Origin of the sequence: Pseudomonas sp. ArH3a (genome assembly GCF_022648765.1) — a bacterium.
Lineage (GTDB): Bacteria > Pseudomonadota > Gammaproteobacteria > Pseudomonadales > Pseudomonadaceae > Aquipseudomonas.
Genome location: NZ_CP080330.1, coordinates 465603 through 483253, shown reverse-complemented (window position 1 = coordinate 483253; position 17651 = coordinate 465603). Strand labels below are relative to the sequence as shown.

The following is a 17651-nucleotide window of genomic DNA, read 5'->3' as shown; positions in this document are numbered from 1 at the left end:
CTATGAGAACATGAAGGAATGAACCAGAATTTCAACCCTCACCTTTCACTCAGCACGGCAGCATTGGCCGAGTCTGTTAACAAATCGGTTGCCCCAGGCTTCCCGAACATCGATGGGTGAAGACACCTTTTATTCACGCTACTGCGTGAAATCCGAGTCAGGAAGAGCCTGTGCTGAAGGCAAGGATTTCAATCAACGACGCGTACTATTCGTCCATTGGATCCAAACCGGAGTTTTTGGCCCGTTTGCTATCCTGTCCGCCTGCTGAAGATCTGCGTGTGCGGGCAGCTCAACCGTATACCGGCCGGCACCTCGAATGCGAAGCAGGGTAACGCCGAAATTTGACCTAATGACTACCGTTGCGATAGCTGGAGGGTCACAATAATCAATATTGAGTGAGCCGAGTTGGTGAAGATGACGCAAAAAGAAAATCAGATCGAACGAAGCCTGATCGCCAAGCTAATCGATCTCAAATATACCTACCGCGACGACATCCGTGACAAGGCCACCCTTCAGCATAACTTTCGGCAGAAGTTTAATGCGTTAAACCGCGTCCATCTCACAGATGATGAATTCGACCGTCTGCGCCTCGAGATCATAACCCCCGATGTTTTTGCAGCCGCACAGGCTTTGCGTGAGAAGGGCAAATTCACTCGTGAGGATGGCACCCCGCTAGAATACATGCTGGTCAATATCCGTGACTGGTGCAAGAACGAGTTCGAAGTTATCAGCCAGCTTCGCATCAATACCGAGAACAGCCACCACCGCTACGACGTCGTCATCCTAATCAACGGCTTGCCGATGGTGCAAATCGAGCTGAAAACTCAGAAAATTAGCCCGCGTCGCGCCATGGAGCAAATCGTCGAATACAAAAACGAGCCCGGTAACGGCTACACCAATTCGCTACTTTGTTTCATACAGTTGTTCATCGTCAGCAACGAAAGCGACACCCGCTACTTTGCCAACAACTGCAACCAGCATTTCAGTTTCAACGCTGAAGAGCGCTTTTTGCCGATCTACCAGCATGCCGACGATAGAAACAACAAAATCGCACACCTGCACGACTTTGCAGACGACTTCCTTGAAAAGTGCAGCCTAGGCCGCTTGATCAGTCGTTATATGGTCCTGGTTCAAAGCGAGCAAAAAATCCTCATCATGCGCCCTTATCAAATCTATGCGGTTAAGGCCATCGTTGAGTGTATCCACCAGAATCGCGGTAACGGATATATCTGGCACACCACCGGCAGCGGCAAGACCCTTACCTCGTTCAAGGCCTCCACCCTGCTGAAAGACAACCCCGACATCGAAAAATGCATGTTCGTGGTAGATCGTAAAGACCTCGACCGTCAGACCCGCGAGGAATTTAACAAATTCCAGGAAGGCTGTGTCGAGCACAATACCAACACCGAAGCCATGGTGCGCCGCATGCTGTCGGACGACTACTCCGACAAGGTGATCGTCACCACCATCCAGAAGCTGGGCCTCGCACTGGACGAAAACAGCAAGCGCAACACGGCAAAGCAAAAGGCGGGCAAACAGACTTACAAGGAACGTCTCGAACCTATGCGCGATAAGCGTGTCGTCTTTATTTTCGACGAATGTCATCGCTCCCAGTTCGGCGAGAACCATAAGACAATCAAGGAATTCTTTCCCAAGGCACAATTGTTCGGATTTACTGGCACGCCCATCTTTGACGAAAACGCCACCTATCAGCAGTTTGATGGCACTGTCGGCTCATTCAAAACCACCAAAGACATCTTCGAAAAAGAATTGCACGCTTACACTATCACCCACGCCATCGACGACAAAAACGTTCTGAGTTTCCACATCGACTACTTCGGCAAAGAGGGGGATAAAAAGCCCAAGAAGGGGAAGACACCGCCGCCCGAAGCCGTCATAAACGCCATACTGCAAAAACACGACAGCGCCACCAACAATCGTCGCTTCAACGCGATACTTGCCACATCCTCCATCAACAATGCCATTGAATACTACGAGCTATTCAAAGCCATACAGGCAAAAAGGCAGGCCGAAGATGAAGCCTTCGAGCCACTCCTCATCGCCTGCGTTTTCTCGCCCCCTGCAGATGGGAACAAAGACGTACAGCAGCTACAGGAAGATCTCGTGCAGGAAAAGGAGGACAACAAGCAAGATCCAGAGAGAAAGAAGGTCGCGCTCAAAACCATTATTGGCGACTACAATCGCCAATACGACAGCAATCACAGCATCAACGAATTCGACCTCTACTATCAGGATGTGCAGCAACGCATCAAGGATCAGAAATACAGCACCGCCGATTACTCGCGTAAAAACAAGATCGATATCACCATCGTGGTGGACATGCTGCTCACCGGCTTCGACTCCAAATACCTCAACACACTGTACGTGGATAAAAATCTCAAACATCACGGCTTGATCCAAGCCTTATCACGCACCAATCGAGTGCTCAACGACAGCAAGCCATGGGGCAACATCCTCGATTTCCGCTATCAGGAAAGCGAAGTAGACGACGCCATCAAACTCTTTTCTGGTGCGGCCATAGACCGAGCGCGGGAAATCTGGCTGGTCGACCCCGCCCCAAAGGTAGTGAAAGAATACCAAGCAGCAGTGGACAACCTGAAAACTTTTATGGCCTCCAAGGGACTTCCCTGCGAACCTTCGCAAGTACTCAACCTCAGGGGCGACACTGCTAAAGCGGAATTCATCAACCATTTTAAAGAAGTGCAAAAGCTCAAGACCCAACTAGAGCAATACACCGATCTTGATGAGCATAGCAAACAGACAATCGAAGAAAAGTTGCCCACCGATAGCCTGCGCAGCTTCAAAGCCATGTATCTCGATACCGCACAAGAACTCAAGCGTAAGCAAGGAAAAGGCGACGAAACCTCTCCGGAGGTGGAACAACTGGAGTTCGACCTGGTGCTGTTCGCATCCAGTCTCATAGATTACGACTACATCATGGGGCTGATTGCCAAGTCTACCCAGAAGACCGGCAAGCAGAAGATGACCCGCACACAAATCATCGAGCTGATTAGCGCAAACGCGAACATGATGGAAGAACGCGAAGAGATAATCGCCTACATCAACAGTTTAAAAACTGGCGAAGTGCTGAGTGAAAAAGAGATACATGCAGGCTATCAGGCATTCAAAACGCAAAAGGCTGCTGCTGACTTGGCAAACCTCGCCCACACACACGGCCTGCAAACCGAAACGCTTCAAGCTTTTGTCGACTCAATTATGGGGCGCATGATTTTCGACGGCGAACAGCTCACGGACCTGCTTGCCCCGCTTGGGCTGGGTTGGAAAGCACGGCGTGAAGCCGAATTGGCATTAATGCAAGACCTAGTGCCTTATCTGCAAAAGCTCGCGGATGGGCGCGAGATATCGGGATTGAATGCATATGAGTAAGCAAGAGAAGAAGGAATTGGTGCCTGAGCGTCGCTTTCCGAAGTTTCGGGATGACGGGGAGTGGCAACTAAAAACCTTTAATGAGTTGTTTACCATTGGAAATGGAAGAGATTACAAGCATCTGACAAGCGGTGAGATCCCAGTTTACGGCTCTGGCGGCTATATGCTTTCAGTTAATGATTACCTATATGATGGTGAAAGTGCTTGCATCGGCCGAAAAGGCACAATTGATAACCCAATCTTCCTTGCGGGTAAATTCTGGACTGTCGATACCCTTTTCTACACCCACTCTTTCAAAGAGTGCTTGCCAAAATTTATTTATGCAATTTTCCAGCAAATTAACTGGGTAAGTCATAATGAAGCAGGTGGTGTTCCAAGCCTGTCAAAAACCAATATCGGAAAAATAAAAGTTGCAGTACCGAAGCCGGCCGAACAACAAAAAATCACCGACTGTATTTCCTCCATCGATGAACTGATCATCGTCCAAACTCAAAAAATCGAATCCCTAAAGACCTATAAAAAAGGCCTGATGCAGCAACTCCTCCCCGCCGCAGGCAGCACCATGCCAAAACTCCGCTTCCCAGAGTTTCGGAATAAAGGAGAGTGGGTAACATCAACAATCGGAGATATTTGTCGCAATGTTGCATCGGGGGGAACACCATCTAGAACGATACAAGAATATTGGAATGGAGACATTCCCTGGGTTTCGACCACGCTGATCGATTTCAACACAATTCAAAACGTGAATGAGTACATCAGCAAAAGTGGACTAAGTAACTCACCTGCAAAAATCTTTCCCAAGAATACAATATTGATGGCGATGTATGGCCAAGGAAAAACACGGGGCAAGGTAGCAGTTCTTGGTATAAACGCAGCAACCAACCAAGCGTGTGCGGCACTTTTATTGAACAAGGGAATGAATACCGAGTTTGTGTTCCAGAACCTTGCCGTTCGATATGATGAGATCAGGAGGATAAGTAATCCCGGGGGACAAGAAAATTTAAGTGCGACCTTAATAAAAAGTATACCATTTTCTTATCCGGATATAGAAAGTGGGGAACAGCAAAAAATTGCTGACTGCCTAGCCTCCATTGACAAGATTATTATAGAGCAAGCACAAAAAATCGAATTTCTCAGGGCCCATAAAAAAGGCCTGATGCAGCAGCTTTTCTCGGCCATTGATGAGGCGGATGTATGAGTGTTAGGCCAAAAATCCATAAATATAAAACCCTTCGCAATACTGTAGTGCGATTAAGGGATGATCTGAGAGACGCTGCTAATGGTGGTGTCGATTTTGTATTGCTCTATGCATATAACGGCACTGGTAAAACTCGCTTATCAATGGAGTTTAAGGACGCAGGCAAACGCAAAAAAGGTATTAATCGAGACACACTTTACTTCAATGCGTTCACTGAAGATCTTTTTAATTGGGACAATGACCTTGAAAATGACACTGAACGGACTTTAGATATCAACTCCGCCTCTAGATTTTTTGCTGGATTTAGAGAGCTTGCGCTAGAACAAAAAATTTTCGCATACCTGGAAAGATATGCTACGTTTAATTTCAAGATTAATTACGACACATGGAAAATTTCTTTCAGCAAAGTGATCGCCAACCCAAGGTTTCGCCCTGGCTCTGACGAACCAGAAACAATCATCCAGAATAACATTAAGATATCTCGCGGTGAAGAAAATATATTTATCTGGTGTATTTACCTAGCAATCTGTGAACTAGTGCTAGATGGAGCAGAGGCTTACAATTGGGTTAAGTATCTTTACATTGATGATCCCATCTCATCACTCGACGACAATAATGCAATAGCCGTTGGATCGGATTTGGCTAAACTGCTAAGGCGATGTGCAGGGAAGGTTAAGACTGTCATATCGTCGCACCACAGTTTGTTTTTTAATGTGATGTGTAATGAGCTAAAAAAAACGGCACACACGTCATATTTTATCTTTGGAACACACAATAACGGGTATAGCCTGCAATCAACTACCGACACTCCATTTTTCCATCATGTAGCGATGCTCAGCGAGTTGAAGAAGGCATCAGATACTGGGAAGCTATATTCTAATCACTTCAACGTTCTGCGCGGCATTCTAGAAAAAACCTCTTCCTTTTTTGGATTTGAAGCTTTTTCAAGCTGTATTCATGGCATAGAGGATGAAATTTTATTCTCGCGCGCCTTGAATCTATTAAGTCATAGTGATTATTCACTCTTCGACCCAAAAGAATTAACTGAAGATAACAAACAACTGTTTAAAAATATCTTACAGGGATTTCTGAGTCGCTATGCGTTTGACTTACCAGAAGTCCACCCCTAAATTTTGAGCAGCTGATTCAACTATGACTAATGACGAACTTAACAACCTCGGTAAAGCTCTTTGGGATATTGCCGACCATTTACGCGGCGCGATGAATGCGGATGACTTCCGCGATTATATGCTCTCGTTCCTGTTTTTACGCTACCTCTCGGACAACTACGAGATGGCAGTGAAAAGGGAGTTAGGCAAAGATTATCCCACACCTCAAGCGGGAGATAGGCGCTCGCCACTGGCAATTTGGTACGAGGAAAATCCCGCAGATACCGAAGACTTTGAAAAGCAGATGCGCCTCAAGGTGCACTATGTGATTGAACCGCAATACCTTTGGAGCAGCGTTGCCGAGATGGCACGTACGCACAATCATGACTTGTTGGATACCCTGTGGAAGGGGTTCAAGTACATCGAGGAGAAATCATTCGAGAGTACGTTTCAGGGGCTGTTTTCCGAAATCAACTTGCACTCCGAGAAGCTTGGCAGGAAACCGGCAGACCGGAACGCCAAACTCTGTAACATCATTCAGAAGATCGCTGAAGGTATCTCGAAATTCAGCACCAACACCGATATCTTGGGTGATGCTTACGAATACCTGATCGGCGAATTTGCCGCAGGTTCAGGCAAAAAGGCGGGCGAGTTTTATACCCCTCAACAGATTTCCACCATTCTTTCCGAAATCGTCACGCTGGACAGCCAAGAACCAGCCAACGGCAAAAAGAAAAAACTGAGTAAGGTGTTGGACTTCGCCTGCGGCTCAGGTTCGCTGCTGCTCAATGTAAGGAAGCAGCTTCGTGAAGAAGGTGGGACTATTGGAAAGATTTACGGGCAAGAAAAAAACATAACCACCTATAACCTAGCACGTATGAACATGCTACTTCATGGGGTCAAGGATACCGAGTTCGAGATACACCATGGTGATTCACTGCTCAACGACTGGGAAATCCTTAATGAGATGAACCCAGCGAAAAAGATGCAGTTCGACGCCGTGGTGGCCAATCCACCTTTCAGCTACCGCTGGGAACCCACCGAAGCATTGGGCGAAAATTTTCGTTTCAAGAATTATGGCCTTGCGCCGAAGTCCGCAGCCGATTTCGCCTTTTTATTGCACGGTTTTCACTTCCTTAGCGACAGTGGCGTAATGGCAATCATCCTGCCCCACGGTGTACTTTTCCGTGGTGGTGCAGAAGAGCGTATCCGCACCAAGCTACTCAAAGACGGCCACATCGACACAGTGATCGGTCTGCCCGCCAATCTGTTTTTCTCCACCGGCATCCCAGTCTGCATACTTGTTTTGAAAAAATGCAAAAAGTCGGATGACATCCTATTCATTAACGCTAACTCTGAAGGAAATTTCGAGAAGGGTAAACGTCAAAACCGCCTGTTGCCGGAACACATCGATAAGATAGTGAGCACCTACCAATATCGTAATGAAGAAGCGCACTACTCTCGGCGGGTTTCGATGGAGGAGATTGAGAAAAATGATTTCAACCTGAATATTTCCCGTTACGTTAGCGCCGCCATAGCAGAGAAAAAAATTGATCTACAGGTTGTGAACACTGAACTCAAGGAAATTGAAAAGCGTGCCGCAAAAGCGGCTGAACTTCATAATAGCTTTCTCAAAGAATTGGGGTTGCCGCCAATCTAATTACAATGAACAGTTCTCATAACCTCCTAGGAGGGCTGGAAGTATTTTTCTTCCGGCCCCACAATATCCTGCGCCAAGATTTCAGACCGTGGGGCAGGAAGAGGAAGATCTATTTATACGAAAAATTCGTTCTTCACGGATTACCGGGAAAGACACTCTTGATCTTCATGAAAAGTAATTCGCTATCCCTATAACCGTACGCCATCCGTTTGATGACCTTTATTCGATTGCTTATCCCTTCCAACTGACCAGTATGCAAGGCCAACGCACCCTGCTCACGATGCCCTGCCAGTAGCCCTTTAGTCGCTTTGTGAGCAGGATCAGTGCGGGTATCCCACTTTCCTGAACGTGACGTACCCACTGTTTGCGCCACAAATCAAAACAGTCCAATAACCAGTTGAGTTCTTGAAGCGTCAGCACGATGGCTTCATCCGAACAATTCGGCGATGTTTTGAAGCGCTCGGACTCCAGTAGCTTTAGTCAAAGGCAAAAGCCGTTGCGCTACCAATACAAATTCTTCACTCGATTTCGAGGTTTTTTGAGGACCGCGAAAAGTCCCGTGGCAAACACTGCGACATTAATGTCCAGTTCGACCAGAGCCGCGAGGCCATCAATGGATTTCGGAAGTCAACGGGCTTGGGGTAGAGATAGACTTTTTCGATTTTTGTTTCAGGTCGCATCATGAGGTGCTGGCTCCGGAACGGAATCGGGAGCACAGCATCGAGGATAGGGTGGTGACTTTGAATGTGGGGTTTATGGAGCTCTTACTGAAATTTTTAGGGGAAAGTACCGTGGAACACATACCGACTCTTTTTTCCGGAAGGCGCGAGCTCGTAATGTACCGGTATACCTTTTCGACCGGAGACTATGGAGTCTATTTTTCGCATAACGGAGCCAATTGCCCCAGCCCCTCCAAAGTTTCTGGACGCACTACCGAACGATTCTAAATCCAAGCTACGCCACTTCTGGCCATCAAAAATATAACCATCAATATAGCCGGTTTTATTCGCGCCAGGGTGGAGGCGTACGTCACCTATCGAAGCAAAAGGCGTATTGCCATGAAAGACAACACCAGAAATTATCAACTCTTGCGGTGCGGTAGTGCTCATTCTCTTTCCTTGAGTTTCTGGATGCTAAATTGGCCGCCCAGTTCTACAGTTAAGGAGGAAAGCGGCCAGACCTATATGGAGGTTACAAAAATCGTAGACAGTGTGCCTGTTCTCGGTTCGGGGTTGATCGCCCCATCTGTAAACGTCTGTTTTAGCCGACGGTTGCACTACCCTATCAGCTAATCTGGATGGTGTTAGTCGATTATGATGGGGAGGAGCAAAAATAATGATCAAATGCCACAAAATTGCCACACTCGCCTCACTAACAGGAGTGAAATCCAGCTAACCCCAGCTAACACAACCCATTGATTCTCCAGCTAATCCCCGCTAACGTATTGATTCTAAACGTCGACTTTTAGGACTCCGAAGGCAGGGGTCGTGGGTTCGAATCCCGCCGGGGCACCAGATACAGATGAAAAAGCCCCAGGTCGAAAGGCCTGGGGCTTTTTTGTGGGCGCCGATTTAACGCTTCTGCAACACCTCCAACCGCGCCGGCAAGTCTTCCTTGGGAAAGCGCTTATGCAACGCCAGCAGCTTCTCATCCGCCGCTCTGCTCTCCCCAGCCAGGCGCAGATTCACAATCTCCTGCAGCCCCTGCTCCAACGATGGCAGCGCAACCGCCGCACGCTTGCTGAGTTTCGCTGCGGACTCATCCGCCAACGCGCCGGCGACCTCAGCCTGAACTGGCGGTGCGGCGGCCATCCGGGCCATGGGCGCAGGTGCAGGCGCCGAATACGCTTGGACCACCGGGCGTGCGGCTTCCTGCTGAGGCGCAGAGAACGTCGCGGTGGATAACTCGGGTTGTGGCATTGGCGAGCGCATTACCACGCCGATCATCAGTGCCACGCCTGCGACGGTGGCGAATGCCATCTGCCAGCGTGGCTGGCGGCAGGCGTGCAGCCAGCGTTGCCACAGGCTTGGCTGTGGCGCCGGGGCTTCGCGGCGGGCGGTGTTGAGGATGAAGGCGTCGAGGGACGCAGGCGGTTCGCCTGTGCTGTGTTGACGAAAGTGTTGGAGTAACACGTCGTCTGGGTCCTGGGTGTGTCGGGAGTCGGTCATGCGGGTATCTCCTCGGCCAGCAGGCGGCGCAGTTTCTGCTGGGCGTAACGCAGGCGGCTTTTTACGGTTTCCAGAGGCGCTTGGGTGAGGGCGGCGATTTGCGGCACCTCAAGGTCGCCGTGCAGGCGCAGCAGGAAGACTTCGCGCTGGTCTTCGGGCAAGTCCTGCAGCGCGGCGTCGAGGCGCGCCTGGTCGCGGCTCAGGCTCAGTTGCTGCTCGGGGCCGGCGCTGTCGTCGGGCTGGGCGTGCAGTTGCTCATCGTAGCTGTCGTGCAATGGGTTGTGCACGCCGTGCTTGCGCCAGTGGTCGATCAGGCGGTTGCGGGCAATCTGGAACAGCCACGTACGAAAACTCGCCCGGCCTTGGGGCTGGGTGCTGCTGCGGATCAGGCTGAGCCAGGTCTCCTGATAAACCTCTTCGGCCAGTTCGGCTTTGTTGCTCAGGGACACCAGGAACCGGTACAGGCCTTGGCGGTGCCGCGCGTACAAAAGCTCGAACGCGGCACCGTCACCGGCTCGGTAGCGGGCCAGCAGCGATTCGTCGCTGGGTGAATCATCTGGAACGGCCATGTAGGTGGCGAACTCCTTTCTAGACGTTGAAACCCTTGAATTGTGGGAGCCGGGCTTGCCCGCGATAGCGGTCGGTCAGTACCGCAGATGTCGCCTGGCCCACCGCTATCGCGGGCAAGCCCGGCTCCCACATTGGATCTTCATTGGACCCAATGATTAGTGCTTGAGGCTCTGCGCCAACTCCACCAATTGCACGAACTCGTTGCGCAGGCCGAACGGGTCATCGCCTCGGGCTGAGCGGGCCAGTGCGGCGGTGTCCTGCAGGCTCATGCTGCCAGTGTAGCGGCCATCGCCCTTGAGCTGTTGGGCGAAAGCTGCAACGGCCGCCGAGAAGCGCAGATCATCGCTGGCTTTGGTCGACTCGGTGCTGATGGGCCGCTCAATCAGCTGGCTGTCACCGCCCGCCGCCGGTTTGTAGCGCACGCGCAGCATCGCCAACTCAGTGGAGGTGTTTTGCGCCGTAGGTGCAGCGGCGTAGCGCAAAGGCTCCAGCCAGCCCTTCTGGCCCTTCGGCACAATTTCGTACAGCGCGGTCACGGTATGCCCTGCGCCGATCTCGCCAGCATCGACTTTGTCGTTGTTGAAATCCTCACGTTTCAAGGCGCGGTTTTCATAGCCCAGCAGCCGGTATTCGCTGACCTTGGCGGGGTTGAATTCCACCTGCAATTTCACATCCCGCGCGACAACGGCCAGGGTTGAGCTGAGCTGATCCACGAGCACTTTTCGCGCTTCACGCAGGTTGTCGATGTAGGCGTAATTGCCATCGCCTGCGTCGGCCAGTTGTTCCATCAGGTGTTCGTTGTAGTTATCCACACCGAAGCCCAGGGTGGTCAGGGACACGCCGCTTTTACGCTGGTCGGCGGCCATTTGCTTGAGGCTGTCGAAGTCGCTGACGCCCACATTGAAGTCACCGTCGGTGGCCAGCAGGATGCGGTTGATGCCTTTGTCGATAAAGCCTGTGCGGGCCATCTGGTAGGCCAGCTCGATGCCGGACGCGCCCGCCGTGGAGCCGCCCGCCGTGAGTTGGTCGATGGCGTTACGGATCTTGGTTTTGTCGCGGCCGGACGTAGGTTCGAGCACTACGCGAGACTCACCGGCATAGACCACCAGCGACACACGGTCTTGGTCGCGGAGCTGGTCCACCAGCAATTTCAGCGTGCTTTTGACCAGCGGCAAACCTTCGCGGCGGTCCATGGAGCCGGACACATCCACCAAGAACACCAAGTTGGCCGGCGCCAGGTCAGCCACCGCGCGGTCGGATGCCTTGATGCCGATGCGCAGCAGTTGGGTGTGCGGGTTCCACGGCGTGGTGGCGACTTCGGTGGTCACGCCAAAGGGCGAGCCGTCGGTGGGTCGGGCGTAGTCGTAGGGGAAGTAATTGACCATTTCCTCCAGTCGCACAGCACCTTCAGGCGGTAGGCGGCCCTGGCTGAGGAAGCGTCTTACGTTGGCATAACTGCCGGTGTCGACATCGACACTGAACGTCGAGACGGGGGTTTCGGCAACACGATGCACCGGGTTGTCCGGCAGGTTTGCGTATTGCTCGCGGGGCTCGCTGCGGTAGGCCATCGCGGCCGAATCCTGACTCATCAGGCGCATGGCCATCGGCGTAGGCATCGGCATACGTTTGCTCAGCGCACCCTGCACAGGTTCGCTTTGCAGTTCTGCGACAGGTGCAGCGTGCTCAGGCTTGGCGACATCACGGGAAGAAGACAACCCACAACCGGCCAGTGCAACCAGCAAGGTAACGGTGAAGCCCTGGGCGACAGGACGCACGTGCAAAAGAGGGCGGGACATTGGCTTAACCTCGTGAATGAATAATGCGATCACAAGGTAAGACGCGAGGCCTCATAGGTTCGGGTTAATGACCTGCACCTTTTTGGGAAATCGCCACAAACACGTAAGACAAATCAGCCTCCTATTGCGCCCCTAGCTGTGACGAGCCTAAACGTTGAGAACAAGCAGCACGGGTATAAAAATCTAGTCACTTCATGCCGTTATAAACCAGACGCTAAAGATTTACTCAGTCACATATTGGTCTTTGGAAATTTCTTCTAACGCTGCCAGCTTTGCGCTTAGCGCAACGGAGTTTGCGAACTTTTTATGTAGGGAGAACAACAAATAAACACTGGGAATTATCACGTTGAGAATAGATTTCAGAGCGCCTTTCTTTCCCCCCCAACCGGATGCCGCCCAACAGGCCCAAGGAACTTCTGGCCCGGCCTCTTTTCGGACGATCTACCGGCCATTGACTCAACCTGCGCGCGCCCACCGTTTTGTGCGTGCGCCTCAACAGCAAAACGCTCAAGCGAATCGCCGTTGGGACGCACCAGGCGCAAGCAGTAATACTAATGGGGGTAATTATGACGCCACCCTGCGCGAAAACGACCCATACATCAGCAGAGCCAACAGGCAGTCCTTTGATAAACAGCGGGCTGTAGAGCAGCTCACACGGGGCGCGTATAAATGGAGGGATTGGAACCAAAATAATAAGACCGAAATTTCCTATTCCTTCTTGGCCGGCGGATTCGACGAATACCAAAAACAAGACGCCCGGCGCTCCATCCAATCCTGGGGCGATGTGGCGAATCTGGCCTTCACGGAAAACGGCGGGCAAGCCGAAGGACGCTTGACCTTCCGACTTTCTGACGAACCCGGCGCACGGGGCGCTTATCCCGGCCCTTATCACGACAGCGGCGATACCACTTACAATCCGGGCTTTCTGGCTCGCCATGTGATGACTCACGAAATCGGTCACACCCTCGGCCTGACTCACCCGGGGAAATACGATGCCAGCGGCAAATGGAGCCATTCAGACCGTGTTTATGCACAGGACTCTAAAGCCCACACCGTCATGAGCTACTTCCTTGCTGAAGACAGTGGCAAACGTATGGGCGTCATACCCAATGCCCCCATGATGGATGACATCAGTGCCATCCAACAAAACTATGGCGCCAACTATCAAACCCGCAGAGAAAACAACACCTACGGTTTCAACTCCAACACCGGAAGGGACTACTACTCGCTGCGGAGCAACCGTGACGCTGCTGCTTTTTGCATCTGGGACGGCGCCGGCAACGACACGCTGGACGTCTCGGGCTATGGCACTAACCAAGTCATCAACCTCAAGGCCGGTTCGTTCTCTGATGTGGGCCACGGCCGGGGCAATGTCTCTATCGCCCGGGGCGTCAGCATCGAAAATGCGATAGGGGGTTCAGGCCATGATGCGCTGATCGGTAACGACCAGATTAACCGACTCACCGGTGGCGGCGGCGCCGATCGATTACGCGGCGGCGGCGGTGCCGATAGTTTTGTGTATAACCACGCCAGCGATTCCACGCCGCAAAACCCGGATGAGATCATGGATTTCACCAGCGGCAGCGACAAGATCGACGTAACGCAGGCGCTGAGGAATGCGGGCCTGTCCTCACTGTCCGTTGTGAATGCCTGGAGCGGCAAAGCGGGTGAGGCGCTGCTCACCTACGATGAAAGAAGCGGCATGGGCTCCGTGTCCATCGACCTCAACGGCAATGGCAGAGCTGACCTGTTTATCAAGACCCATGGGCAAGTCAGGCCAAGTGACCTCGTGCCCCACAGAGCTGGCAGGGTAACAACACGTAGCCTGCCCCCAGCGCCTACGACGCGCGCTCAGCCACCCGTGAGTAACCCAGTGTCAGAACCGCGTTTCGTCTTCAACAGCGCCCGCGATTCGACCTTTTTCAATGCTCGGTTACTGACGGATTTCACCACCGGCACTGACAGTATTGACCTTCGCGGGGTGGAGAAGGAGGCCAACACGCGCCTCACGCTCGTCGAAGAGTTTACCGGGCGCATTGGCGATACCCGGGTGACCTACAACCCGCAAAGCGGCCGCTACTTCATCGCCATCGACCTGACCGGCAACCGCACCACGGACTTCCTGATGAAAAGTACGCAACTGATCAGGCCCAAAGACATCATTGTGCACTGACGGCGATGCGTGATGCTGGCCTGTGAGGGCCAGCAAACGCTTTTCACGCAGGCACAGGCAAATCAGTCGGTGCCGTACTTCGGGTTACGTGGGCCGTACAGAATCCCGGTGCGCTGCCCCGCCGACAGCAGGCGCGCACTGGTGATACCGGCAATCGGGTGCGCCGCATCAGTGGAGCTGTTGATCACTTGCTTGACCGCCGCCGTGATCAGCATGCCCACCAGGCCGCCGCTGTTGTTGTTGCCTTCCTCACTGGAGGCCCGCGCCGAACCGGTCCACAAGGTGGTGCCGGTGCGCAGGTCCACCAGTTTGGCCGAGGCCGTCACGCTGGTGTCGCTGGAGATCAGCATGTACTTGGTGCCGTACTCACTCACGGTGATGTACAGCGCCGCGTCCGCACCAAAAATGTCATGCAGTTTGGCCGGTGGCACGCCCTGGATATCGTTGGCGGTGGTCAGGCCGTTCTGGCGGAAGGTTTCGTCCACCAGGGCAATCGGCAACACGTAATAGCCAGCTTCGGCCAACGGGTAGGTGACCTGCGACACCATGCTGTAGGACGCCTGCACTTCCGGTGACTCATTGATCGGCGGCAGTACTAGGATCGACTTCGGCCGCGCCTGTTTGTATGCCGTGTAATCAATGGTCTTGGGGGCTGCGCAACCGCCGAGCAAAGCCAGGGCCAGCAAGGCGCCGGTGAGTTTTAACAGGCTCATTTAGTGGCGACTCCGGTCTTGGCGTTTTTCAGCAGAAAGTCCATGTAGGAAGCAGACTCGGGGAACAGCGCCTTCTCGGTGCGGAACTCCTGCACCATCTGGTCATCCTTGCCCATGGTCATGTACAGCATGCCCAGGTGCGCGTGGTAACCCGGCGGAGCCTTGCGGCCACTGGCGTTGATCTTTTGCAGGTCGCGTTCCAGCGCCTCTACCTGTGCTTCCTTGGGCTCGCCCTTGAAGTACTCGTAAACCTGCGGCTGGTAGCTTTCCCATTGATACAGGGGTTGGGGCGCCGTGTGGCACCCGGCGACCGTCGCGATTGCTGTCAGCATCAGCGCCAACTTAACTGCCTTGCTCATCCGTGTACTGCTCCTTGAGGTGCTGCTGATCAGTTGCGCGGGTTCCAGGCGCCGGCATTGATGCCGTCGACGAGGCGGTTGATAGCTTCGCGCATGGCCAGGTCCAGGACCTTGCCATTGAGGGTGGAGTCGTAGCTTGCAGTGCCGCCAAAGCCGATGACTTCACGGTTCGACAGGGCGTATTCACCAGCGCCCTGGGTGGAATACACCACTTCGGAGGTGCTGATGTTGACGATGTTCAACGCGACTTTGGCGTAAGCCACTTGGGTTTTGCCACGGCCGAGAATGCCGAACAACTGGCGGTCGCCGGTTTCTTTGCGGCCGAACTCGGTCACGTCACCCGTCACCACGTAGTCAGCACCTTTAAGCTTTTGCACGGTGCCTTTGATCGCGGCTTCCTGGGATATTTCGCCCATGTTGTCGCGGTCCAGCACGCTGAAGCGGTTGGTCTGCTGCAGGTGGGTGATCAGGATGGTCTTGGCTTGGCCACCGAGGCGGTCAACGCCGTCGGAGAAGATGCCGCGCATGTAGCTCGAACGGTTATCGAACTTGCCCACGGCAATGGGTACGCGCACGCCGGAATAGCCGATGTTGGCGCTGGCGACTTGCTCAACCGGCATCGCGCGGTTGCTCTCCGTGGCACAACCGGCCACGGTCAGCAGCGCTGCGGCGGTAAGGCCCGACAGCAGGATTTTGGACAGTGTTTTCACAGGGTGCTCCTAGAGTGAGAAATCGGGTGCAGCAGGTAACGCTAGCGAGACGGGATGTTGCGTAAGTCATCAACGATGAAGCGGCTCAACAATCCGGTGTAATAGGACTCCACGCTCGAGTTGCCGGAGTTGGTCAGCACACCGGCCATGGTTTTCATGTTTTGCCAGTCGCCCCTGTAACCTGCGGGCATCAGCCCCTGGCGAGCTTGTGAGAAATGCAGTATCTCGGCGTCGGCCTTCTTGATCTTGACCGAATAGTTAAAGTCGACACTGGCGAGGATCGTGTTGTCGTCGACGATGGCGGTCATGAAGCCACCTTGGGTGTCTTGGATGCGCCGCGTATAGATAACGTCAATGTCGAGCAGGTAGTCGGCCTTGTCTTTACTGGTGGCGTAGCGCTTGGCCTGGAGCAGGCGATTGACCAGGTCAACGCCCAATTGCTGGCGAACCTTGGCATCCGGCATAAAGCGCTCGTTCTTGCCCACCACCTCAACGTCGAAGGTGTCGAGCCAGTAGGTGGCGGTCTTGGGAATGGTGACCGGCGCCGGGGAGATGTAGTAATCCGGCTTGGAGGCGCAGCCGGCCATCAGGCAGATGGCCAGGAGAAAGGCAAAAACGCGCATTGCTTTATTCGTCCCTGAAAGGTGGCATGTTGCTCGTGCCGCGGCATTTTACGGGGTTGCCCAACGTACTCAAGCGGTTTCGGTGCGTCGAGCAGGCGGGCTGTTGATAACAATCGTCTTCGCCAGCATGTCACCCAAGCGGCGGCGCATGCCGAACAACACAAAAAGGCCATCCAACAGGCTGAACAGCAGTTTGGGCACATTGCGCAAAAACGATTGGAACACGGTGCAGTTGGTGGGGTACGGGTAACCCACCACAGAGGTGCGGCACAGGCGTTTGCCCAGGCTTTGCCCATTGGGCAAGGCATCGCAGAACAGCATGTAACCTACCGCCAGCCAAAACAGCAGGAAGTGCAGGTAGTGAAATACCACGGCGCTGCCTGCTGAAGAAAAATACACCGCGACGTAGTCCAGCAAACCCTTCAAGAACAGCAGGAAAAACACCACGGCCATATCGATGACGTAGCCCAAAAGGCGCTTGCCTGGGCTGGCAAGGTCGTAGCCGGCGGAGGCCGAAACTGAGTCGTTCATAACGCTGTTGATCCCTACGGTGAGAAAGGAAGGTGTATGCCCCGATTGACGCGGCGGTTTAACGCCTACTTGGGAATTATGATCGGAATAAACATCGGCGCAGGCGCAGGCGGCGGCTTGATCTGGCCTTCGCTTTCCACCACGGTGATGCCTTTGCCTTTCAGGGTTTCAAACAACCGCTCGGTCGCCGCTCCGTCGTCATAGCCACCGTCATCGATGGTGACGCTAAAGCCCAACAGACGCTGGCTTTCGGTGAGCTGCACCTGCCGCGCGCGGAAGAACGACCAGATCGAGATCTTCTTCAGGGCCGACAACTCCACGTTCGCCAGCGACTCATACTTCATGGTCTTGCCGTTCCAACCCATCACGTACAGGTCATTGGCTGTCAGCGCAAAGGTGCAGAAATAATAGGTGCCGGTATTGGAGTTGGGCGTGGTCATCACCACGGCACAACGGCCATGTTGAACAATGGGGTCCGTGATGCCTGGGAAGTCTTTCACCAGGTCGGCAGGGTACTGCGCGCGGTCGTAATACACCGTCGCCCGGTCGTAGGGTGTGGTGTTGCAGCCGGCAAGTAACAGCGCAACACCCAGCAAAATCCATGCAGCAAAACGCATTGAGTACTCCCTATGG

The 17651-nt window shown here is 53.3% G+C and carries 15 protein-coding genes and 1 pseudogene; 5 read left to right on the top strand and 11 right to left on the bottom strand.

The features are described from left to right. Positions 1–414: 414 nt before the first annotated feature. Genes K0P33_RS02120 through K0P33_RS02105 form a run of 4 tightly spaced genes read left to right on the top strand, consistent with a single transcriptional unit; the run spans position 415 to position 7375 of the window. Entirely contained in the window at positions 415–3408 is a 2994-nt protein-coding gene (locus tag K0P33_RS02120; protein WP_242153815.1) for a type I restriction endonuclease subunit R, read from the top strand. Further along, entirely contained in the window at positions 3401–4606 is a 1206-nt protein-coding gene (locus tag K0P33_RS02115; RefSeq protein ID WP_242153813.1) for a restriction endonuclease subunit S, read from the top strand. The genes K0P33_RS02120 and K0P33_RS02115 overlap by 8 nt, the downstream gene beginning before the upstream one ends. After that, complete coding sequence (locus K0P33_RS02110) at positions 4603–5736, top strand: AAA family ATPase (RefSeq protein WP_242153812.1); 1134 nt, start codon at positions 4603–4605, stop codon at positions 5734–5736. Before K0P33_RS02115 ends, K0P33_RS02110 begins: the two co-directional genes overlap by 4 nt. A 22-nt stretch (positions 5737–5758) precedes the next feature. Continuing rightward, positions 5759–7375, top strand: coding sequence for a type I restriction-modification system subunit M (locus K0P33_RS02105; RefSeq protein ID WP_242153810.1), 1617 nt, complete (start codon positions 5759–5761; stop codon positions 7373–7375). A gap of 133 nt (positions 7376–7508) precedes the next feature. On the opposite strand, the pseudogene K0P33_RS02100 reads toward K0P33_RS02105, so the two are convergent. From K0P33_RS02100 to K0P33_RS02080, 5 genes and pseudogenes are all read right to left on the bottom strand, one after another. Next, positions 7509–7750: pseudogene (locus K0P33_RS02100) on the bottom strand (transposase); the annotation flags it as partial. A 401-nt stretch (positions 7751–8151) separates the two neighbouring features. Next, complete coding sequence (locus K0P33_RS02095; RefSeq protein WP_242153809.1) at positions 8152–8484, bottom strand: hypothetical protein; 333 nt, start codon at positions 8482–8484, stop codon at positions 8152–8154. A 462-nt stretch (positions 8485–8946) separates the two neighbouring features. After that, positions 8947–9543 carry a hypothetical protein gene (locus K0P33_RS02090; RefSeq protein ID WP_242153807.1) on the bottom strand — a complete coding sequence of 199 codons (597 nt, stop codon included), beginning with the start codon at positions 9541–9543 and terminating at the stop codon, positions 8947–8949. After that, the gene (locus K0P33_RS02085) at positions 9540–10112 is read right to left on the bottom strand and encodes an RNA polymerase sigma factor (RefSeq protein ID WP_242153804.1); all 573 of its coding nucleotides are present in this window, start codon (positions 10110–10112) and stop codon (positions 9540–9542) included. The genes K0P33_RS02090 and K0P33_RS02085 overlap by 4 nt, the downstream gene beginning before the upstream one ends. Before the next feature lie 156 nt (positions 10113–10268). Next, complete coding sequence (locus tag K0P33_RS02080) at positions 10269–11909, bottom strand: VWA domain-containing protein (RefSeq protein WP_242153802.1); 1641 nt, start codon at positions 11907–11909, stop codon at positions 10269–10271. A 481-nt stretch (positions 11910–12390) separates the two neighbouring features. Here K0P33_RS02080 and K0P33_RS02075 point away from each other — a divergent pair, with 481 nt between their 5' ends. Beyond that, complete coding sequence (locus K0P33_RS02075) at positions 12391–14082, top strand: M10 family metallopeptidase C-terminal domain-containing protein (RefSeq protein ID WP_242153800.1); 1692 nt, start codon at positions 12391–12393, stop codon at positions 14080–14082. A gap of 62 nt (positions 14083–14144) precedes the next feature. Here the strand turns inward: K0P33_RS02075 and K0P33_RS02070 are convergent, their stop codons facing one another. From K0P33_RS02070 to K0P33_RS02045, 6 genes are all read right to left on the bottom strand, one after another. Next, positions 14145–14795 carry a DUF799 domain-containing protein gene (locus K0P33_RS02070; RefSeq protein WP_242153798.1) on the bottom strand — a complete coding sequence of 217 codons (651 nt, stop codon included), beginning with the start codon at positions 14793–14795 and terminating at the stop codon, positions 14145–14147. After that, positions 14792–15154 (bottom strand): DUF4810 domain-containing protein, encoded by a 363-nt coding sequence (locus K0P33_RS02065; RefSeq protein WP_110622924.1) that lies wholly within the window; start codon positions 15152–15154, stop codon positions 14792–14794. Before K0P33_RS02065 ends, K0P33_RS02070 begins: the two co-directional genes overlap by 4 nt. A gap of 29 nt (positions 15155–15183) precedes the next feature. Continuing rightward, complete coding sequence (locus K0P33_RS02060; protein ID WP_242153796.1) at positions 15184–15864, bottom strand: CsgG/HfaB family protein; 681 nt, start codon at positions 15862–15864, stop codon at positions 15184–15186. Positions 15865–15905: 41 nt separating this feature from the next. Next, entirely contained in the window at positions 15906–16487 is a 582-nt protein-coding gene (locus tag K0P33_RS02055) for a hypothetical protein (RefSeq protein ID WP_242153794.1), read from the bottom strand. Between the two features lie 69 nt (positions 16488–16556). Further along, positions 16557–17018 (bottom strand): RDD family protein, encoded by a 462-nt coding sequence (locus K0P33_RS02050; RefSeq protein ID WP_242153792.1) that lies wholly within the window; start codon positions 17016–17018, stop codon positions 16557–16559. A gap of 65 nt (positions 17019–17083) precedes the next feature. Continuing rightward, complete coding sequence (locus K0P33_RS02045; protein WP_242153790.1) at positions 17084–17635, bottom strand: hypothetical protein; 552 nt, start codon at positions 17633–17635, stop codon at positions 17084–17086. Positions 17636–17651: the final 16 nt, after the last annotated feature.